General features: G+C 71.8%; 12 protein-coding genes. 3 read left to right on the top strand and 9 right to left on the bottom strand.

Features of this window, described 5'->3' with window-relative positions:
- Positions 1-53: 53 nt before the first annotated feature.
- Genes ACGFWE_RS22820 through ACGFWE_RS22810 form a run of 3 tightly spaced genes read right to left on the bottom strand, consistent with a single transcriptional unit; the run spans position 54 to position 5,526 of the window.
- On the bottom strand, positions 54-1,319 hold the full coding sequence (locus ACGFWE_RS22820; protein WP_393601287.1) for an extracellular solute-binding protein: 1,266 nt from the start codon (positions 1,317-1,319) through the stop codon (positions 54-56).
- The gene (locus tag ACGFWE_RS22815; protein ID WP_352386429.1) at positions 1,316-2,533 is read right to left on the bottom strand and encodes a hypothetical protein; all 1,218 of its coding nucleotides are present in this window, start codon (positions 2,531-2,533) and stop codon (positions 1,316-1,318) included. Before ACGFWE_RS22815 ends, ACGFWE_RS22820 begins: the two co-directional genes overlap by 4 nt.
- On the bottom strand, positions 2,437-5,526 hold the full coding sequence (locus tag ACGFWE_RS22810) for a tetratricopeptide repeat protein (RefSeq protein WP_393601964.1): 3,090 nt from the start codon (positions 5,524-5,526) through the stop codon (positions 2,437-2,439). The genes ACGFWE_RS22815 and ACGFWE_RS22810 overlap by 97 nt, the downstream gene beginning before the upstream one ends.
- A gap of 281 nt (positions 5,527-5,807) precedes the next feature.
- Here ACGFWE_RS22810 and ACGFWE_RS22805 point away from each other — a divergent pair, with 281 nt between their 5' ends.
- Entirely contained in the window at positions 5,808-7,970 is a 2,163-nt protein-coding gene (locus ACGFWE_RS22805; RefSeq protein WP_393601285.1) for a PQQ-binding-like beta-propeller repeat protein, read from the top strand.
- 58 nt (positions 7,971-8,028) lie between these two features.
- On the opposite strand, the gene ACGFWE_RS22800 is transcribed toward ACGFWE_RS22805, so the two are convergent.
- Entirely contained in the window at positions 8,029-9,171 is a 1,143-nt protein-coding gene (locus ACGFWE_RS22800) for an alpha-lytic protease prodomain-containing protein (RefSeq protein WP_393601283.1), read from the bottom strand.
- Positions 9,172-9,390: 219 nt separating this feature from the next.
- Between ACGFWE_RS22800 and ACGFWE_RS22795 the strand changes: the two genes are divergently transcribed.
- Entirely contained in the window at positions 9,391-10,092 is a 702-nt protein-coding gene (locus tag ACGFWE_RS22795) for a ThuA domain-containing protein (protein WP_393601281.1), read from the top strand.
- Complete coding sequence (locus tag ACGFWE_RS22790) at positions 10,071-11,168, top strand: Gfo/Idh/MocA family protein (RefSeq protein ID WP_393601279.1); 1,098 nt, start codon at positions 10,071-10,073, stop codon at positions 11,166-11,168. The genes ACGFWE_RS22795 and ACGFWE_RS22790 overlap by 22 nt, the downstream gene beginning before the upstream one ends.
- On the opposite strand, the gene ACGFWE_RS22785 is transcribed toward ACGFWE_RS22790, so the two are convergent.
- The 5 genes from ACGFWE_RS22785 to ACGFWE_RS22765 all read right to left on the bottom strand — a co-directional run bounded on the left by ACGFWE_RS22785 (position 11,169) and on the right by ACGFWE_RS22765 (position 17,739).
- A complete protein-coding gene (locus tag ACGFWE_RS22785) occupies positions 11,169-12,644 on the bottom strand; it encodes a glutamate-cysteine ligase family protein (protein WP_393601277.1) in 1,476 nt (491 codons plus the stop codon). It lies immediately after the preceding gene.
- A gap of 109 nt (positions 12,645-12,753) precedes the next feature.
- Positions 12,754-14,769 (bottom strand): TIM-barrel domain-containing protein, encoded by a 2,016-nt coding sequence (locus ACGFWE_RS22780; protein WP_393601275.1) that lies wholly within the window; start codon positions 14,767-14,769, stop codon positions 12,754-12,756.
- Positions 14,770-14,774: 5 nt separating this feature from the next.
- Entirely contained in the window at positions 14,775-15,602 is an 828-nt protein-coding gene (locus ACGFWE_RS22775; RefSeq protein ID WP_352386442.1) for a carbohydrate ABC transporter permease, read from the bottom strand.
- Positions 15,599-16,510 carry a sugar ABC transporter permease gene (locus ACGFWE_RS22770; protein ID WP_352386444.1) on the bottom strand — a complete coding sequence of 304 codons (912 nt, stop codon included), beginning with the start codon at positions 16,508-16,510 and terminating at the stop codon, positions 15,599-15,601. Before ACGFWE_RS22770 ends, ACGFWE_RS22775 begins: the two co-directional genes overlap by 4 nt.
- A complete protein-coding gene (locus ACGFWE_RS22765) occupies positions 16,507-17,739 on the bottom strand; it encodes an extracellular solute-binding protein (protein ID WP_393601273.1) in 1,233 nt (410 codons plus the stop codon). The genes ACGFWE_RS22770 and ACGFWE_RS22765 overlap by 4 nt, the downstream gene beginning before the upstream one ends.
- Positions 17,740-17,777: the final 38 nt, after the last annotated feature.

The following is a 17,777-nucleotide window of genomic DNA, read 5'->3' as shown; positions in this document are numbered from 1 at the left end:
GTCAGGCCGTGCCCGGCCGTGCGCTCCGCCACGACACGCACACGGCGGACCGCTCACGCGCAGATGCTCTGCGGTGGCCGGAACGAACGGTCGGTGCCGGAGTCCGAGTTCACCTGGACGCGTACGGTCTCCAACTGCTGGAGCAGTGAGTCGAGTTGCCGCTGGGTCGGGTCGCGGAAGAACTCCAGGACCGCTCGGTGGAAGGCGTCCCGCAGTTCGGGCGGCATCACGTCGGAGGCGTCGAAGCACAGGATGCGGGCGCGGGAGGTGAGCAGGGAGTCGATCTTCCGCTCGACCGGCGTCGCGGCGGTCGACGGGGACAGCCCGGCCGTGTCCGGGAACAGCGGCCGTACCGGGGGAGTCGCCTGCTCCCGCCAGAGCTTCCTCCCGGCCGGGCTCGACAGCCGCTCCACCAGTTGCTGTGCGTCCGGTTCGTCGCTGAAGACGGCTGCCATGTCACCCGCGACCTCGAAGGCGTCCTGGTATGCGGGCTCTCCGTCCAGATAGCGGGCCGACGGCTCGACCTTCACGTCGTCGCCCGTGTAGACGTACCGGATGAAGGCGCTCTGGTGCTCGTGCGTGCAGTCGAATCCGGGTGAGCCGAGCAGGCCGCGCGGGTGCCCGCCGGGGCCGGACACGCCCTCGAAAGACGTGGTCAGGGACTGTTCCACCGACTGCGGCAGACGCTTGCCGAGCATCCGCGCCCACGTGGTCCAGGCACGCTCGACGGCCGGGTCACGCCAGTCGAGGAGGCCCCTGGCCCACGCGTCGTAGAGGGTGGGGCCCGCCTGGTGGAGCACCAGGTCCTCGATCCAGTCGGTGCCGGGCCAGCCGGAGGTGGCCTGGGAGGCGAGCCCCACGCACCAGGTGGGCCTGTCGTCGGGCGCGTCCCGCCTGCTCCACACCAGGCTCTTGAGGTCGGCCTTCAGCGGCACCCAGTACGAGCGCGCCTTGTTGTCCACGATCATGGTCGGCACCCAGGGCGGGTAGGCCCGCTGGGTGGTCTCCGCGTCGAGCGGCTTCAGCTGGTCGCGGCGGGCGTACTCGGTGAGTTCGCCGATGCTGTTGAGGACCGCGACGTCCGGCGGGTCGTCGGCCTCCAGTTGTGAGACGAGCGTCTCGCGCAGTGAGCGGGTGCCCTCGTAGGTGTACGTCCGTCCGGTCCCGTCGTCCAGCTTGTCGAGGACGGCTTCGAAGGCCTTGCCCTCCTCGCCGGTCCAGGGGCCGAGGACGACCAGCGGGTCGCGGGTGTCCGAACCGCAGCCGGGGACGAGGGCGAGCAGACACGCCACGAGCAGGACGCGCAGGACACGGCTCACGCGACGGCTCCCGGGCGGGCGACGACCAGGTACTCGCGGCGGTAGGCGTGCAGCGTGCCGGCGATCACGGCCGCGCCGGCGAGGCCCGTGGGGAACACGAACGGGGCGATGCCGTCGAGGACGGCGAGCCGCCCTTCCGCCAGGTCCTCGTCGATCCGGGCCCGGAGCGTCTCGATGGCCTGCGGCTCCGGTCCGGCGAAGGGCCTTTGCTCGGCGACCGTCTCCGTCGCGGGCGAGGTCCGCTTCGCCAGCGCGTCCGCGACGGGGACGGTCTCGTGCTGGGCGTCCAGGGCCAGCAGGGCGTCAACCGTCAGGAACGGTACGGCGAGCAACGGCAGGGCGGCGGCCGCGAGGGGGATGCTCAGCCGGATCCGGAAGCGGTGGCGCAGGAAGGACACCGTCCGCCACAACCCGACGGCGAGCAGGGCGAAGGCGAGCGCGGCGATCACCGCCGCGGCGATCGTGTCCGCGCCCCAGGCGGCCCGGTCGGCGAGCCGTGCGCGCAGCCGCCCCTCCAGCCCGCTCACCCGGTCGACGATCGTGGTCGCGGCGGATCCGGTCTCGGCCGGACAGCTCGGATAGGGGTTCTCGCCGGTCGCTGCGACGGCCTGCGAGCAGAGCATGCTGCGCGCGTAGGTGAGTTCGGCGTCGCGCAGGACCGGGTCGGTCGCATGGCCCTGCGCCCGGCCGATCCAGCCGGTGTAGTCGACGACCAGCGCGGACACGACCCGTAGTTTCTGCTCCTCGGCGACGGTGAGGGCGCCGCTGCGGGTGACCTGGTTCAGGCTCTGCGTGGCGCGGGCGATCCGGGTCCGGTACCGCTCGCTGAGTCCGCTGAGCTCGGCCGCCCGTCCCTCGGCGAGGTTCCGCTCGGCCTCGCTCTGCGCGATGAGCAGCGAGGCCCGGGCGTCCGCGAGGTCGACCAGCGCGGGCGCCGCGCGTTCCCGGATGTACGCGGAGTCGCCGCGCACGCCGGCGTAGACCCAGCCGAGCGCGCCGAAGGCCACCACGGCGAGCAGCGGCAGCGCGACGAGCCGGTCCCTCAGGTAGGCGCGGTTGCGGTGGCCGACGTCGGAGGGCCAGCCGTAACGGTGGACACGGCGGACGAGTTCGCCGGTTACGGCGGCGACTGCCCGCGTGAGGCGGAGGGTGTCCTGTGTGACGGCGCGTGTGCGACCGTACGGAGCCAGTCGGCGACTCTCTTGCCGAGCCATGGGCTGTCCCTGTGGTGTCGGTAGGCGAGGGGGCGGATCTCGTAGGCGCGGTCCAGGAGGATTTCGGCCACGGCCGCGTCCTCGGGCGCGGCGGAGCGGGCGGCCTGGTGGGCGAGGGTGACGTAACGGCGGGACAGGTCCTCCCGCAGGCCGTGCTCGTCGGGCGGGAGGCCGAGCCGGGGGTCGGCGCCTGCGGACAGGGCCGCGAGGCCCGGCGCGTCGAGGGCGCCACGGGCGAGGGCGCCCTGTACGGCCTCCCAGACCTCGACGGTCATCCGCACCCTGGCCTCCTCGTCGGTCAGGCCGTGCGCGTGAAAGAGCAGAGCGAGGCGCTCCAGTGCCTCGCTCAGCCGCTGCGGCACCTCGTCGTCGTGCCCGGCCCTGCGCACGTACTCGATGCCGATGCGCACGGCCGCGGTCCGCGCGGCGGTCCGGTGCCGCGAATGCTGCGGTACGGCGTCCAGTTCGCGTACGGCCTCCTCGCGCGCCCTTGCGCCGTCCAGCGCGAGCCGGGCCCGGGCGGCGCCGAAGGCCGCGCTGCCCAGGGACGGGTTGCGCAGCCGGACCGCCTCGTAGAAGGTCAGGGCCTCGTGCCGGCGGCCGAGGCGTTCCGCGCAGTGTCCGAGGGCCAGCTTGGGCGCGTACTCGCCGGGGATCGCCGCGTACACCCGGTCGAAGTGCCGCCGGGCCGTGGCGACCTGGTCGCGGGCGAGGGCGAGGAGCCCGTGGTGCCAGTCCAGCCGCCAGTCGTAGGGGGCGCGTCGGGGGCCGATCCGAGCTTCGGCCGCCCGCAGTTCCCGTTCGGCCGCTTCCGGTCCGTCGGCCGGGTTCCGCAACCGCAGCCGGCAGCGCAGGAGATGGACCTCCGTGGAGTCCCGCCAGTCACCGATGTGCTGGAGCAGGGCCTCCGGGGCGGCATCGGCGAGTCTGCTCAGTTCGGCGTGGTGCTCGTCGTGGGGGTCGGGGCGCGGGACGGGTAGGCGCTGGGCGACTTCGGCGGGCGAGGGCGGGGCGAACGGGGACGGGGCGTCGAGGGCGGCCCAGTGGGCGAGAGGTGGCGCGGAGCCGAGGGCGCCGTCGAGGGCGTAGGCCGACTGGAGGAAGAGCGGCGAGGGCTCGAAGGTTTCGGCACCGGTACGCAGCGATCTCAACTCGCGGAAGACGCCCCGTAATTGCTGCTCCATCTCCCGCGCGTCGGCGAACCGAGCGGCGGGCCGGCTCAGCGTGGCGCGGTGCAGGACCCGGGCGAGCGAGAGGAGCCCGAGCCCGCGGGGCACGGGGGCGGTGGCGTCACCGGGCACCCATGGTTCCTTTCCGGGCCCTTCCCCGTCCCCCGACAGATCCTCGGCGTCACCGGGTGCCTCTCCGTGGCCGGACAGGTGTCCGGAGTCCGACGCCGCCCCGGCGTCCGGCGTCTGGAGGGGGCCCGGAGAGTCCGGGTCGTTCCACGACTGCGCGGGCGCGGGGACTGGTGCCCGGCCCACGCCCGAGCCCTCACCGAGCCGCCGTGCCGCACTGGCGCCGGGCCCCTGGTCGACACCCGCCGCCTGGCGGCCACCCGACGGTCCCTCGACACCCGGCGCTTCAGCCACACCCGAGGTCTCACCGACGCGCGATGCCTCCTCGCCGCCTGGCATCACCCCGCGGCCCGGACCCCCCACAATGCCCGGCATCACCCCGACACCTGGCGTCTCTGTCGCGCACGAGGTTTCGTCGCCGCCCAAACTCCCCTCGACGCCCGGCGTTTCGGCCACGCCCGACGCCTCACCGACGCCGACCCCCTCCTCGCCGCTCGGAACCCCTTCGCCGCCCGGCGCTTCAGTCACACGCCAAGCCTCACCAACGCCCGGCGCCTGGACGTCTCCCGACCTCTGGCCCACGCCCCCTCTCGGAGCCGCACTCGACGCCTCACCGACGTCCGGTGCCCCCTCAGCAGCCGTCCCCTGCGCGAGGGCCGTCGTCTCGCCCGTCGCCAACGCGACCTCGACAACCCGCGTCCGTTCGGCGGCCGACAGGGCGCCCACAGCCGCCTGGGCCACCTCCGCAACCGACGCCGTTCCGGCATCCGCCCCCGCTGCCCTTCCGGCACCCGGCCCGCTCGGCCTTCTGAAGCCCTCCCCCGCCGCGTTTCCGACGTCTTCCCCGGCCGGCCCCCCGACACCCATCCCCGTCGACCCGCCGGACCCCTCCTCCCCCTCCCCCAACGTCCCAAGGTCCCCCAACCGGGCCAAATCCTTCGCCGACGTACCGAGCCCGCTCAGTCGGCGCAACGTCTCGCCCAGGCTGAACAGGTCGTCCTGTTGCCGGGACTCGCCGTTCGGGCCCACGGTCGGGGCCTTGAAGCCCGCGGTGGTCATCCCCGGCGCCCCGGCCGGGCGCACGCTGCCCACATCGATGATCTTCGTCGTGGTGCCGTCGTGCATGACGTTGTCCGGCTTCAGGTCGCCGTAGACCTTGCCGGGCCGGTCGGCGTGCAGATACGCGAGGGCGGACAGGATCCGCACACCGTAGGCGAGCACGAACTCGTGGAAGCGTTCGTCGCCGAACTCCCCCGGGTTCAGTTTCGCGCGCGCCCGCACCTCCTCCAGCGTCAGCCCGTCCACGTACTGGAGGACGAGGAAGTCACCGACCCCCGGGTGGTGGCCGTAGTTGAAGACGCGGATGATGTCGTCGTGGCCGAGGTCGACGAGGGCCCGCCGCTCCCGGGCCAGGGCCGCCGCCGCGGTCGCCGCCTGATCCGGGTGCAGCATCTTGATGGCGACCTCACGGTTGTCGACCTTGGTGTCGAGCGCGAGGTACACCTCCCCCATGCCGCCGTAGCCGAGCGGCCGGATCAGCCGGTACTGGCCTGCGAGCAACTGCCCTGGGTGCAGCGGCAGTTCCCCGGGGTCACTGCCGGGGCCCCAGCCGCGTCCCAGGAGCGTGATCGTGGGCAGCACGGTCGGATCGGGGTTCTCCGCGGGAAGGTCGACATGCGCCGCCCTCAGATACATCGGCGGTCCGGCGACGACAAGCGGACCGAACGACCCCTCGGATTCCGGTACTTCACCGAACGCACTCCCGCCCCGAGCCCCCTTCATGCCTCCTCAGAATAGGGCCAGGTGCCGGGATCGACCCCTCGCGTTCCCCTTGAGACCCGGATGTCGCCGGGTTCGGCCGGTCGCAAGGCCGGGATCGGCGTCCCTCTCGCGGCGGCGCCCCTCTAGAGTGAGGGGTCCCTGTCAGAAGCGTCCGGACCGCAGCCGTCCTGGCCAGCAGCGGTGAAGGAGACACGGTGACCCTGCGCGAGAGCGATCCGGAGTCTGTCGGCGGCTACCGGATCGAATCGCGGATCGGGACCGGCGGCATGGGTGTGGTCTATCTCGGCCGGTCGGCCTCGGGACGGGCCGTCGCGGTGAAGGTCGTCCACACGCGGTACGCCGACAACCCCGAGTTCCGGGCCCGGTTCCGGCAGGAGATCGCCGCCGCCCGCCGGGTCAGCGGCGCGTTCACGGCGCCGGTCGTCGACGCGGATCCGGAGGCGGCACGGCCGTGGATGGCCACCGCGTTCGTCCCGGGCCGTACCCTCGCGGAGCTGGTCGACGAGTCGGGACCGCTGGACTGGCCCGCACTGCGCCGCCTCGGCACCGAACTCGCCGAGGCGCTGCGGGAGATCCACCGCGCGGAGGTCGTGCACCGGGACCTGAAGCCGAGCAATGTGCTGCTCCTGGAGACCGAGGGCGACGACGGTGCCGTACGCGTCATCGACTTCGGCATCTCACGCGCGGCCGACAGCGATGTCCGTACCCAGACCGGCATGGTGATGGGCTCGCCGCCCTTCATGGCACCGGAACAGTTCAGCCGCCCGCACGAGGTCGGCTCGGCGGTGGACGTCTTCTCGCTGGGCGCGGTGCTCGTGTACGCGGCCACCGGGCACAGCCCCTTCGAGGCGGAGAACGCCTATCTGGCCGCGTACAACACCGTGCACGGCGAGCCGCGGCTGGGGGAAGTGCCCGAGCAGCTGCGCCCGTTGGTCTCGCGCTGTCTGGCGAAGGAACCCGCGGACCGGCCGACGTCGGGCGAGGTCCTGGAGAGGCTGGCGGGCCTCCCGGAGGAACTGCCCGCCGGGACGCCGGCCGACGAGCCGTCCCGGGCCCCGGAGGCCGGGACGACTCAGACGGTGACCTCGCCGCTCGGTGCCGGCGGGACGGTCCCCCGCAGGCGCCGCGGGAGGAGACTGTGGGCCGCCGTCGCCGTCGTGGCGCTCCTCGGCGGGGCAGGGGCGGCCGCGGTCGCCGTGGTGGGCGAAGAGCCGGCGGGCACGGTCGACGAGTTCGACGCCCTCGCCCCGCGGACGACGCCCGTAACGACGGCACCCGCGGGCTGGCGGCCCTGGCACAATGCGCTGGGGTCGGACGGGAAGGACCAGCCGATGGGGATCGGCCCGTCGTGCACTCCGGACGCGCTGGGCGTCTTCTGCGCCTCCGAGGAGGTCGCCCTGATGCGGCTGGACCCGGCGACGGGAAACGTCGACTGGACGAAGTCCATGAGCCGCAAGCAGGTCAGCAGCTTCTCGGTGCGCAGGCCCGTCGTCCATGACGGTGTGGTGTTCGTCTACGGCACGGACCGCTCGCAGGGCATCGACGCCTATGACGGGAAGACCGGCAAGCGGCTGTGGCAACTGAAAGGCCCGCTGGGCGAGTTCGATGCACTGGGCGGAGTGCTGCTCGTGCCCCTGGACGAGCCGAGTCCCTCCAACACGGCACGCTATGCGGCCTATGAGCCTCGCACGGGCAAGGAGTTGTGGCGGCGGGAGCTGGCCTCCACCTCGTCGAGCCCCTTCTACGAAGGCCCCGGGGACACGCTCTACGCCGATCTGCGCGGCGGCGAGGGCGGCATCGCCCGTCTCGACGCGCGGACCGGCAGGACACTGAGCAGTGTCGACGCGCCCAAGGGCGACCTGTGGCTGGCGACGGTCCACGACGGCACGGCGTACTACGCGCGCTGGGAGGACGACTCCGGTGTGTCCGCGGCCTTCTTCGTCCAGGACCTCGCCAGCGGGAAGACCCGCCGGATCGACTTCCCCTGGAGCGTCGAGCCGGAGGCGCCACCGCTGGTGCAGGGCGACACCATGTACATCTTCGACTACGGCAAGGAGACCCTGCTCGCCCTAGACGTGAAGCGGGGCAAGCCGCTGTGGTCCAGCTCGCGCGACCTGCGCGTGTTCAGTGAACCGGCCTACCACGCGGGCCGGTTGTACGTCACGATGCCGGACACCCGCATCGTGGCCCTCGACCCGAGGACCGGCAAGGAGATCGGCCGCACCGCCCCGTCCTTCGACACGGCCGGCCGCTCCTTCGAGGAACTGTCGCCGACTTCGGTGCCGCCGCTGCTGGTGGGGGACGTGCTGTACGGGGTCAGCGGCCCGGGGATCTTCTCGGTGGCCGACGTCACCTGAGCCGGGCGCCGGTCGCGCGGGGGTGGGCCCGGCCCGAAGGCCGGACCCACCCGGACGCTCAGGCGGTGTGCAGGGTCAGGCCGTACCTGTTGAGGATCTCGTTGACGGGCTGGAACCACGTCTCGCCCCCGCTGGAGCAGTTGCCCCAGCCGCCGGAGGTGACGCCCTGTGCCTGGTCGCCGCTGATGAAGGAGCCTCCGGAGTCGCCGGGTTCGGCGCAGACGCTGGTCTTGGTCATCTGGTGCACCGCGCCCTGGCTGTAGTTGACGGTCTCGTTCATGGCGAGGACCGTGCCGCAGTGCCAGTGGGTGGTCGAGCCCGAGCGGCAGATCGAGGAGCCGACGGGTGCCACGTTGGAGCCGCGCACGAGCTGGTCGGAGACGGTGCCCCAGCCGAGCACGACCGGGACGGTCCACCAGCCGCTGCCGACGTTGACCCAGGCGTAGTCGTTGTCGGGGAACGACGAGCCCTGGAAGTTGCCGACGTAGCTGCGGTCCCAGCCGTAGACGCTGCCGGTGTGCTGGTCGCAGTGGCCGGCGGTGATGAAGCCGCCGTGGACCGAGAAGCCGATGGAACAGCGGACGTTGCCGGTGTAGTAGGGGTCGCCTCCGACGGTTCCTGCGGCGAAGGTGGTCGGCGCGGCGGCCACCTCCCGCACGGTGACGGGACCTGCCTTGCGGGCGCGGGCGACGAACGTCCGGACATCGTTGTCAGCCTGTCGGCCGCTGACGACGTTCACCACCACCGCGCCGGCCTTCGGGTCGACGTGCCAGCTGCTGACGGCGTCCGGTGCGGGGAGTTCGTCGATCCGGGCCTGGGTGGCGGAGAGTTCCCGGGCGCTGTGGGCGGCGGTGCGGACCGTGGCGCCGGTCGCGCGTATATCGCGCAGGGCGGCGGTGGAGGCGTCGGGGGTGACGGCGACGGTCAGCGTGCCCTTGGCGGCGTCGAACCAGGAGCCGCCGTACGAACGGCCCGCGGCCCGGCGGACCTTGGGTTCCAGAGCCGTGGCTCGCTGCTCGGCGGCGAGCCTCGCCTCGGCCTGGGCCTTCGTGAGGTGGAAGTCCCGCTGCATCGCCGTGAGGAGTCCGGCCGAGGCGGGCTGCTTCTCGTCGGCGGCCGCGGGGACCGTGCCCGCGGTCGCTCCGACACCGAGCAGGACCAGCACGGCCAGGCCCGCGCGCATGATTCGGCTGCGTCTCATGGAGATTGCCCTTCGTCGTTCCAACTGAGTGGGGGTGGAACAGCAGAGTTCTCTGAGAGCGCTCTCAGTGGTGTGGCTCGGCAGAGCCTAGCCACTCATGATTGGCAGGTCCATACCAATACCGAGGTTGTCGAAATCCTGGTCCCCGGAACGGGGATTTCGCCGGGCCCGTGCGGGGGAACTCCCCAGGAGCCCTTTCCTGCCTCACGAAGGAAGAAGATGACACGTAAGAAAGCCCTTGTGGTCCGCGGCGGTTGGGAGGGACACCAGCCGGTCAAGGCCACGGAGCTGTTCCTGCCCTTCCTGGAGGGCAACGGCTACGACGTGCGGATCGAGGAGTCGACCGACGTCTACGCCGACACCGCCGAGATGGCCGCCACCGACCTCGTCGTGCAGTGCGTGACCATGTCCGAGATCACCGCGGAGCAGGTGTCGGGGCTCAGCGCGGCCGTCGCGGCCGGCACCGGCCTCACCGGCTGGCACGGCGGGATCGCCGACTCGTTCCGCGCCTCTTCCGACTACCTCCACCTGGTGGGCGGCCAGTTCGTGACCCATCCGGGCAAGGAACCGTGCGAGCGGCGCGGAGGCGAGGAGGACAACTTCCTGCCGTACACCGTCACCCTCACCGAGCTCGGCCGCGAGCACCCCGTCACCGCGGGCCTCGAGGACTTCGAGCTGAACACCGAGCAGTACTGGGTACTTCACGACGACCTGATCGACGTCCTCGCCACCACCACCCACCCGGCACAGCCGTGGCAGCCCTGGCACCGCCCGGTCATCTCCCCGGCGGTCTGGACCCGTCAGTGGGGTGCCGGACGGGTCGTGGTGACGACTCCCGGGCACAGCCTCGACGTCCTGGAGAACCGCGACGTCCGTACCGTCATCGAGAGGGGCATGTTGTGGGCGACGCGCACCGCATAGGTGTCATAGGGCTCGGCGTCATCTCCCGCGCCTATCTGGACACGCTCGTCGGCCACTCCGCCGTGCGCGTCACCGCGGTCGCCGACCTGGACGCCTCCCGCTCGGCCGCCGTCGCCGCCGAACTGCCCGGGGTGCGGGCGCTGTCCGTCGAGGAACTGCTGAGCAGTCCGGACGTCGACACGGTGCTGAACCTCACCGTCCCCGCCGCGCACGCCGAGATCGCCCTCGGAGCCATCGGCCACGGCAAGCACGTCTACGGCGAGAAACCGCTGGCCGCGCAACTCACCGACGCCCGTGCCGTGCTGGAGGCCGCGGCGAAGGCGGCGGTCGGGGTGGGATGCGCGCCGGACACCGTCCTCGGCACCGGCGTCCAGACGGCACGGGCGGCGGTGGAGGCCGGAGCCGTCGGCCGCCCCCTGTTCGCCTCGGCCGTCATGGTCACCCCGGGCCACGAACGCTGGCATCCGCACCCGGACTTCTACTACCAGGACGGTGGCGGCCCCCTGCTGGACATGGGGCCGTACTACCTGTCCTCCCTGGTGCATCTGCTGGGGCCGGTACGGGCCGTGATCGGGGCGTCCAGCCGACTGCGCACCGAGCGGGTGATCGGGTCCGGCCCGCGCGCGGGCGAGCGGATCCCGGTCGAGGTGGACAGCCATGTCTCCGGGGTCCTGGAACACGAGGGCGGGGTCCTGACGACGATCACGACGAGCTTCGACGGTGTCGCCGCCACGGCCGCGCCGATCGAGGTCCACGGCGAGACGGGCACCCTCACGGTCCCGGACCCGAACCACTTCGACGGTGAGGTACGGCTCCTCGAACTCGGTGCGGACCAGTGGCGCACGCTCCCGCCCTCGGCCGGATACGTCGGTGCCGCGCGGGGCGTCGGACTGCTCGACTTCGCCGCCGCGGACGGGCACAGGGCGCCGCGCGCGAGCGGTGAACTCGCCCTGCACGTACTGGAGACGATGACCGCGCTGCTGCGTTCGTCGGCCGAGGGGCGGCGGATCGAGCTGTCGACGTCGGTGGAGCGGCCCGCGCCGATGCCGTTGACGCCGTCGGAGGAGTGGCGCTGATCAGTCCACGGGCCAGGTGTGCGCGGGTGCGTTGAGGTGCATGTAGTCCATGTACATCATCGTCATCCGCCGCAGCGCCTCCTGGCGGTCACAGCCCCCCTTCTCCAGATGGTGGACCGTCTCCGCCTGCCACAGGGCGCCGTTGCGGCCGGTGACGCACCGCTGCTCGATGACGCCGAGCAGGGGCTCACGCCACTCCGCGTCCATGCCCGCCAGCTCCAGCCCCCGGTGGGCGAGGGGCAGCAGCCGTCGCAACACCAGTTCCGTGACCGGCACTTCGCCCACTCCCGGCCAGTACAGGCGGGCGTCGATGCCGTCACGGGCGGCGGTGTGCAGGTTCTCCTCGGCGACCGAGAAGGACATCCGCGTCCACACCGGCCGGTCCTCGTCGACGAGGGCGCGGGTCAGGCCGTAGTAGAAGGCGCCGTTGGCGATGATGTCGGCCACCGTGGGTCCGGCGGGCAGCACCCGGTTCTCGATGCGCAGGTGCGGGCCGCTGTCGGTGACGGCGTAGATCGGGCGGTTCCAGCGGTAGATCGTGCCGTTGTGCAGGGTCAGTTCGCCGAGTTCCGGGACCCCGCCGCTGTCCAGTGCTTCCTGCGGGTCCTCGTCGTCGCAGATCGGCAGGAGCGCGGGGAAATAGCGCACGTTCTCCTCGAACAGGTCGAAGACGCTGGTGATCCACCGCTCCCCGAACCACACCCGGGGCCGTACGCCCTGCGCCTTGATCTCCTGGGGGCGGGTGTCGGTGGCCTGCTCGAAGAGCGGGATGCGGGTCTCGCGCCACAGCTCCTTGCCGAAGAGGAACGGCGAGTTGGCGGCGAGGGCGATCTGCACGCCCGCGACGGCCTGTGCCGCGTTCCAGTAGGCGGCGAACTCCTTGGGGGCGACCTGGAGATGGAACTGCGTGCTGGTGCAGGCGGCCTCGGGGGTGATGGCGTCGGCGTACATCGCGAGGCGGTCCACGCCGTCCACCTTGATGTGCAGGTCCTCGCCGCGCGCCGCGAAGATCTGCTCGTTGAGCAGCCGGTAGCGCGGATCGCCGGACAGGGCGGTCTCGCCGACGTCCGTCTCGCCCAGCGTCGGCAGGATGCCCACCATGATCAGGTGCGCGCCGACCGCCGAGGCGCGTTCCTCGGCGTGGTTGAGGGCGTCGCGGATCTCCTGCTCCCAGGAGCCGGGGCCTCCCGACAGCAGACGGCGGGGCGGGATGTTGATCTCCAGGTTGAAGCGGCCCAGCTCGGTCGACCAGGCGGGGTCGGCGATCGCCTGGAGCACCTCGGTGTTCCGCATCGCCGGGCGCCCGTCCTCGCCCACCAGGTTGAGCTCGATCTCCAGCCCGACCTGCGGCCGCTCGCTCTCGAAGCCGGACTCGCGCAGCATCTGCGCGAGGACGTCGAGGCAGGTGTGCATCTTGTCCCGGTACCGTCGGCGGTCCTCCCGCGTGAACACCAGAGCCGGCACGTCACGTCCCATCGGGCCCTCCCGAGTCCCCTCGGCGGATACCTCTCCCGTCCCAGAGTCCCACCTCCGCAGCACCCCGGACAGTCGGCGCACAGCACCCGGGCGGTGCGCGACCCGCCGCTCACAGAACGTGCGCCCCTGCTCGCAGCCAGAGCGGCGCGGCGGTGAGGGGGATCCGGACCCGGCGCCAGGCGGGACCGGTGATCGGCCCGCCGGAGCCCGCGTACGGCAGCCACTCCCCCGGCGGGAACCACACCTGTCTGCGCCCACCCGGCGCGTACAGGGGGGCGACCAGCAGATCCGGACCCAGCAGGTACTGCAGGTCGGCCGCATGGGCGTCCGGGCGGTCGGGGTGGTCCAGGGCCATGGGGCGGGCGAGCGGCTCACCGGTGCGGACCGCGTCGGCGGCGGCCGAGTGGAGGTACGGCAGCAGACTCCTGCGCAACCGGGCCGCGTGCAGGACGGCCGCGTACGCCTCCTCGCCGAAGTCCCAGGGCAGCCGGGACGTCATGCCGTGGAACCGGCTGAGGGGCGACAGCAGGCCGAACTGGGCCCAGCGGGCGAAGAGTTCGGGGTCCGGTGTGCCGTGGAAGCCGCCGATGTCATGACTCCAGAAGGGGTGACCGGAGAAGGAGAGCGAGAGGCCCGCGCGCAGGGTGGAGGCCAGGTCCTGCCAGCTCGCGTCGGGGTCGCCGGTCCACTTGGCGCCGTGTCGCTGGCCACCGGTCCAGGTGGAGCGGCCCCAGGTCAGGCCGTGGCCCGCGACCTCCCGGGTGACCTTGGCGACCAGGTCGTTGAAGAGGAGGGGGTAGAGGTTGTGCAGTCGGTCCCCGGTCATGCCGTTGTACGCCACCGCCGCCACGGGGACCGCCTCACCGAAATCGGTCTTCAGGACCGACACCCCGGTGGCCAGTACCCGGCGGACCCGGCCCCGGAGCCAGTCGGCGGCGCCTGGGTGCGTCAGGTCGAGGACGGCCGAGTCGGGGTGTGCGCCGCCCCAGACCTGTCCGATCCACGTGCCGCCCGAGGCGGTGTGCAGGAACCAGCCGTTACTGTCGGCCTCGGCGAAGTGCGGGCTGTCGACACTGAGGTACGGGTTCATCCAGAGCGAGACCTGAAAGCCCTGTCCGGTCAGGTCGGCCATCAGCCCCTGGGGGTCCGGGAACGCCTCGGCGTCCCACTCCATGTCCGACCAGCAGCCGGGGCGCTGCCAGTAGGTGTCGATGTGCAACACGTCGCAGGGGAAGCCGAGTTCGCGGATACGGCGGGCCCGCTCGCGTACCTCGTCAGCGCTGTCCCGGCGGAAGCCGCCGGAGATCCAGGGACCGAAGGCCCAGTGCGGGGGCAGCAGGGCGGGGCCGGTCAGGTCGCGGTAGGTGCGCAGGCACTCGCTGGGGGTGCCGGTGATCAGGTAGTAGTCGAGTTCCTCGTCGGGGACGGTGAGCGACCAGGCGCCGGTGTTGTGGTGGGCGAGGTCGAAGGAGGCCGCGGCCGTGGTGTCCACGAGTACGGCGTAGCCCCGGCTGGAGAGCAGGAACGGAACGGCCTTGTAGGAGCGGGTGCCGGTCGAGCCCTGGGCGTCCTCGACCCAGCAGTCGACGCGTTGGCCGCGCAGGTCGGGGCCGGTGAAGCGTTCGCCGAGACCGTAGAAGTGCTCGTCGGGCTCGGTGAACCAGCTGTCGTGGTAGGCCGGTTGGCCGTCGGCGAGTTCGGTGACGCCGAGCGGGAGGACGGTCCTGCGACCGCTCGGGTCGCTCACGTCGGTCGCCTGCCGGAGGTGAGGGTCGGTCAGTTCGAGCGCCAGGGGCGAGAGATGGATGTCCAGACGCAGGGCGTCGAGTCGGAGGATGAGTGTGTCCGGTGACCGCTCGACCAGGCAGCCGGCGTCCGCGGGCGCGGTGACGACGGAGACCCAGGGTGTCGTGGGTACGCCGTCCAACCGCAGGGTGATCCGCAGGGAGTTGCGCGTCGCCGGGCGCAGGCGGAGCGTGCCCGTACGTCCGGCCGCCGTGCGTACGTCGAGGGTCACGCCGGCCGTGTCGGCGACGGCGACGCAGGCACCGGCCAAGGGGTCCAGCAGGGCCGGGACCAGGAGCGGAGGCGGTGCCACCCAGGGCGTGCGGTCTCGAGGATGCATGGCGTTCAGCCCCTCACGCTGCCCGTGGTGAGCCCGCCGACGATGAAGCGCTGGAAGACGGCGAAGACGCAGACCACCGGGATGCTGATGAGGGTGGCGGTGGCCATCAGGGCGCCCCACGACGTCCCGTGCTGCCCGATGAAGGCGTTCAGCAGGACGGTGACGGGCTGGACGTCGGGGTCCTCGGCGAGCGTGAGCCCGAACAGGAACTCGCCCCAGCCGATCAGGAAGGACAGCCCGGCCGCCGCGACCACACCGGGCACCACGAGCGGCAGCACGACCCGCAGCAGCACACCGGGCAGTCCGCAGCCGTCGACCAGGGCGGACTCCTCCAGCTCCGGAGCGACGCTGCGTATCACCGGACGCAGCACGATCACCGTGAAGGGCAGCGTGAGCGTGGTGTCGGCGGCGATCAGACCCAGGTAGGTGTCGGTGAGACCGGCCCGGCGTTCGAGGATGAACAGCGGGGCCGCCAGCACGATGGCGGGTGGGAGCTGGGCGACGAGGAGCGCGAGCACCATCGCGCCCGAGCCCCTCATCCGGATCCGGGCGAGGGCGTAGGCGAGCGGGACGCCGAGCAGCAGGGTGAGCGCGACCACCCCGCAGGAGATGACGAGACTGTTGAGCAGGGCCCGGGTCAGGCCCTCGTAGCCCAGGGCCGTGGAGTAGTTCTCGCCGGTGACGGGAGTGGGCACCCATTGCGGGTCGGGGGTCTGGATGCGGTCCGGGCGGGTGAGGCCGGTCTTCACCATCCAGTACACCGGCAGCAGGAAGACGGCGGTGATCAGCGTGGCGAGCGCGGTCAGCAGCCAGGGCCGGCGTGGTGGTCTCATCCGGCACCTCCCGCCGGGGCCTCGTCCTCGCGCCGCAGCCGTCGTACGTACCAGGCACCCGCCAGCAGGGGTACGACGAGCAGCAGCAGGCCCGCCGCGGCTCCCTGGCCGAACCGGAAGAACGTGAAGAACACCTCGTAGACGTAGAGGGAGAGCACGCGGGTGGCGTCGACGGGGCCGCCGCCGGTCATCACGAAGACGAGGTCGAAGACCTTGAAGGTGTAGAGGAGGCCGAGGAGGAGGACGGTCACCGAGACGGGCCGCATCAGCGGGAGGGTGATGTGGCGCAGGCGCTGCCAGGCGCTCGCTCCGTCGATGGCGGCGGCCTCGTGGAGTTCGGGGTCGATGGTGTGCAGTCCGACCAGGAGCAGCAGCATGTTGAAGGGCACGCCGACCCAGACGTTGGCGAAGACGACCCCCGCCATCGAGGTGGACGGGTCGGTGAGCCAGTCGTGGGACAGGCCGGCCGGCTTCAGCAAGGCGTTGTAGGCGCCGGATTCGGCGTCCAGCATCCAGCGGAAGAGGGTGCCGCTGACCACCGGGGGCAGCAGCCAGGCGACCAGCAGCAGGGAGCGCAGGAGGCCGCCCAGGGGGAACGGGCGGGCGAAGAGCAGGGCCAGGGCGAAGCCGATGGTGAACTGGAGCAGCAGCGAGCCCAGGGTGAAGACCAGGGAGAGGCGTACCGAGTGCCAGAAGGCCGGGTCGTCGGCCACGGTCCGGTAGTTGTCCAGTCCGTTGAACCGCGCGTTTCCGCCGAGGAGTTGGCCCAGGTCGACGTCGTGGACCGAGGTCCACACGGTGTAGAGGAGCGGGTAGGCCAGGAAGAGGGCGAGGAAGGCCATGCCCGGCAGGCAGAACAGGTAGCCGGTGCGGCGGCGGTGCGCGGAGAGCGAGAGGGGTTGTCTCATTGCTCGCCCAGAGCTTTGTCGATCTTTCCGGCCGCGGTCCTGGCCGCGGCGGACGGGGACGCGGACCCGGTGAGGACGGCCTGCTCCGCCTCCGCGACGGTCTGCGAGGCCTCGGCGTAGTGGGCGCCGTACTGGCGTGGCCGGGCCAGGGGCAGCTGGCTGAGGAAGAGCCTGAGGGCCGGGTCGGAGGCCCAGCTGCCCCGGCCGGCGAGGTCCTTGCGGGCGGGCAGCTCGCCGAAGGACACCAGGTACGGCACCAGGACCGAGGGACGCTGCGTGTACTCCAGGACCTCCCACGCCTTGTCGACGTGCTTGCTGTTCGCCATCACGACCCAGTTCTCCCCGCCCAGGCAGGTGGCGGCCTCCTTGTCGCGGGGCAGGGCGACGACGTTCCAGTCGAAGTCGGCCTTCTTCAGGGTCGGGATCTGCCAGGGGCCGTTGATCTGCATCGCGGCACGCTGGTTGAGGAAGCGGGTGTTGACGTCCTGCTGGGTCCAGCCCACGCACTGCTCGGACAGGGAGCCCTTGGCGATCAGCTCGTCGAGGAAGGTGAGCGCGGTGGCGCCGTAGGTGCTGAAGGTGTCCAGGTCGCCGCCCGCCTGCCAGAGGAACGGCAGGAACTGGAAGACACCTTCCTCGGTCTTGATCGCGCTCAGGGCCAGGCCGTAGCGATCGCCGCTGGTCAGTTTCTGGGCAGTGGACGCCAGCTCGTCCCAGGTGGTGGGGGGTTCGACGCCGGCGGACTTGAGCATGCGGGTGTTGTAGTAGAGGGCGAGGCAGTTGCTGTTGTTGGGGATGCCGAGGGTCTTGCCGCCGACCTGGCAGCCCTCCCACGGGCCTTTGTAGTACTGGTCGGCCTGGCCCCACTTCTCGACTCTGGCGGTGAGGTCGGCCAGGAGCCGGCTGCCGCCGAGGGTGTTCATGGCCACGTTGTCGACGATGGCGAGGTCGGGGAGGTCGCCGGAGATCGCACCCAGGGTGATCTGCCGTTCCAGCTCGGCGAAGGGGAAGGTGCGGCGCTCGATCCTGATGTCCGGGACACCGGCCTCGATGTCCTTGATCAGGCGGTTCATCCCGGGCTGGAAGTTGTCCAGGGTGAAGTAGTCCCACCAGCGCAGGGTCACCGGTCCCGACTCTTCGGAGCTGCACGAGGTCAGACCGAGGGCGGCGGTGGCCGCCGCCACGCCGGTGACACGCAGGAAGTCACGGCGGTCGACGGGGTACGACATGGTCTGCTCCCAGAGGTTCGATGATCGGGCACAGAAAC

Origin of the sequence: Streptomyces sp. NPDC048523, from assembly GCF_043199815.1 — a bacterium.
Classification (GTDB): Bacteria; Actinomycetota; Actinomycetes; order Streptomycetales; family Streptomycetaceae; genus Streptomyces.
The sequence above is the reverse complement of the archived record's forward strand: the minus strand, read 5'-3'. Positions and strand labels throughout refer to the sequence as shown.

Bases quoted from the DNA above. Each gene is read 5' to 3' on its own strand.
- ACGFWE_RS22815 (WP_352386429.1), bottom strand. From the start codon at position 2,533: ATGGCTCGGCAAGAGAGTCGCCGACTGGCTCCGTACGGTCGCACACGC.
- ACGFWE_RS22810 (WP_393601964.1), bottom strand. From the start codon at position 5,526: ATGTATCTGAGGGCGGCGCATGTCGACCTTCCCGCGGAGAACCCCGAT.
- ACGFWE_RS22800 (WP_393601283.1), bottom strand. From the start codon at position 9,171: ATGAGACGCAGCCGAATCATGCGCGCGGGCCTGGCCGTGCTGGTCCTG.
- ACGFWE_RS22795 (WP_393601281.1), top strand. From the start codon at position 9,391: ATGACACGTAAGAAAGCCCTTGTGGTCCGCGGCGGTTGGGAGGGACAC.
- ACGFWE_RS22785 (WP_393601277.1), bottom strand. From the start codon at position 12,644: ATGGGACGTGACGTGCCGGCTCTGGTGTTCACGCGGGAGGACCGCCGA.
- ACGFWE_RS22780 (WP_393601275.1), bottom strand. From the start codon at position 14,769: ATGCATCCTCGAGACCGCACGCCCTGGGTGGCACCGCCTCCGCTCCTG.
- ACGFWE_RS22775 (WP_352386442.1), bottom strand. From the start codon at position 15,602: ATGAGACCACCACGCCGGCCCTGGCTGCTGACCGCGCTCGCCACGCTG.
- ACGFWE_RS22770 (WP_352386444.1), bottom strand. From the start codon at position 16,510: ATGAGACAACCCCTCTCGCTCTCCGCGCACCGCCGCCGCACCGGCTAC.
- ACGFWE_RS22765 (WP_393601273.1), bottom strand. From the start codon at position 17,739: ATGTCGTACCCCGTCGACCGCCGTGACTTCCTGCGTGTCACCGGCGTG.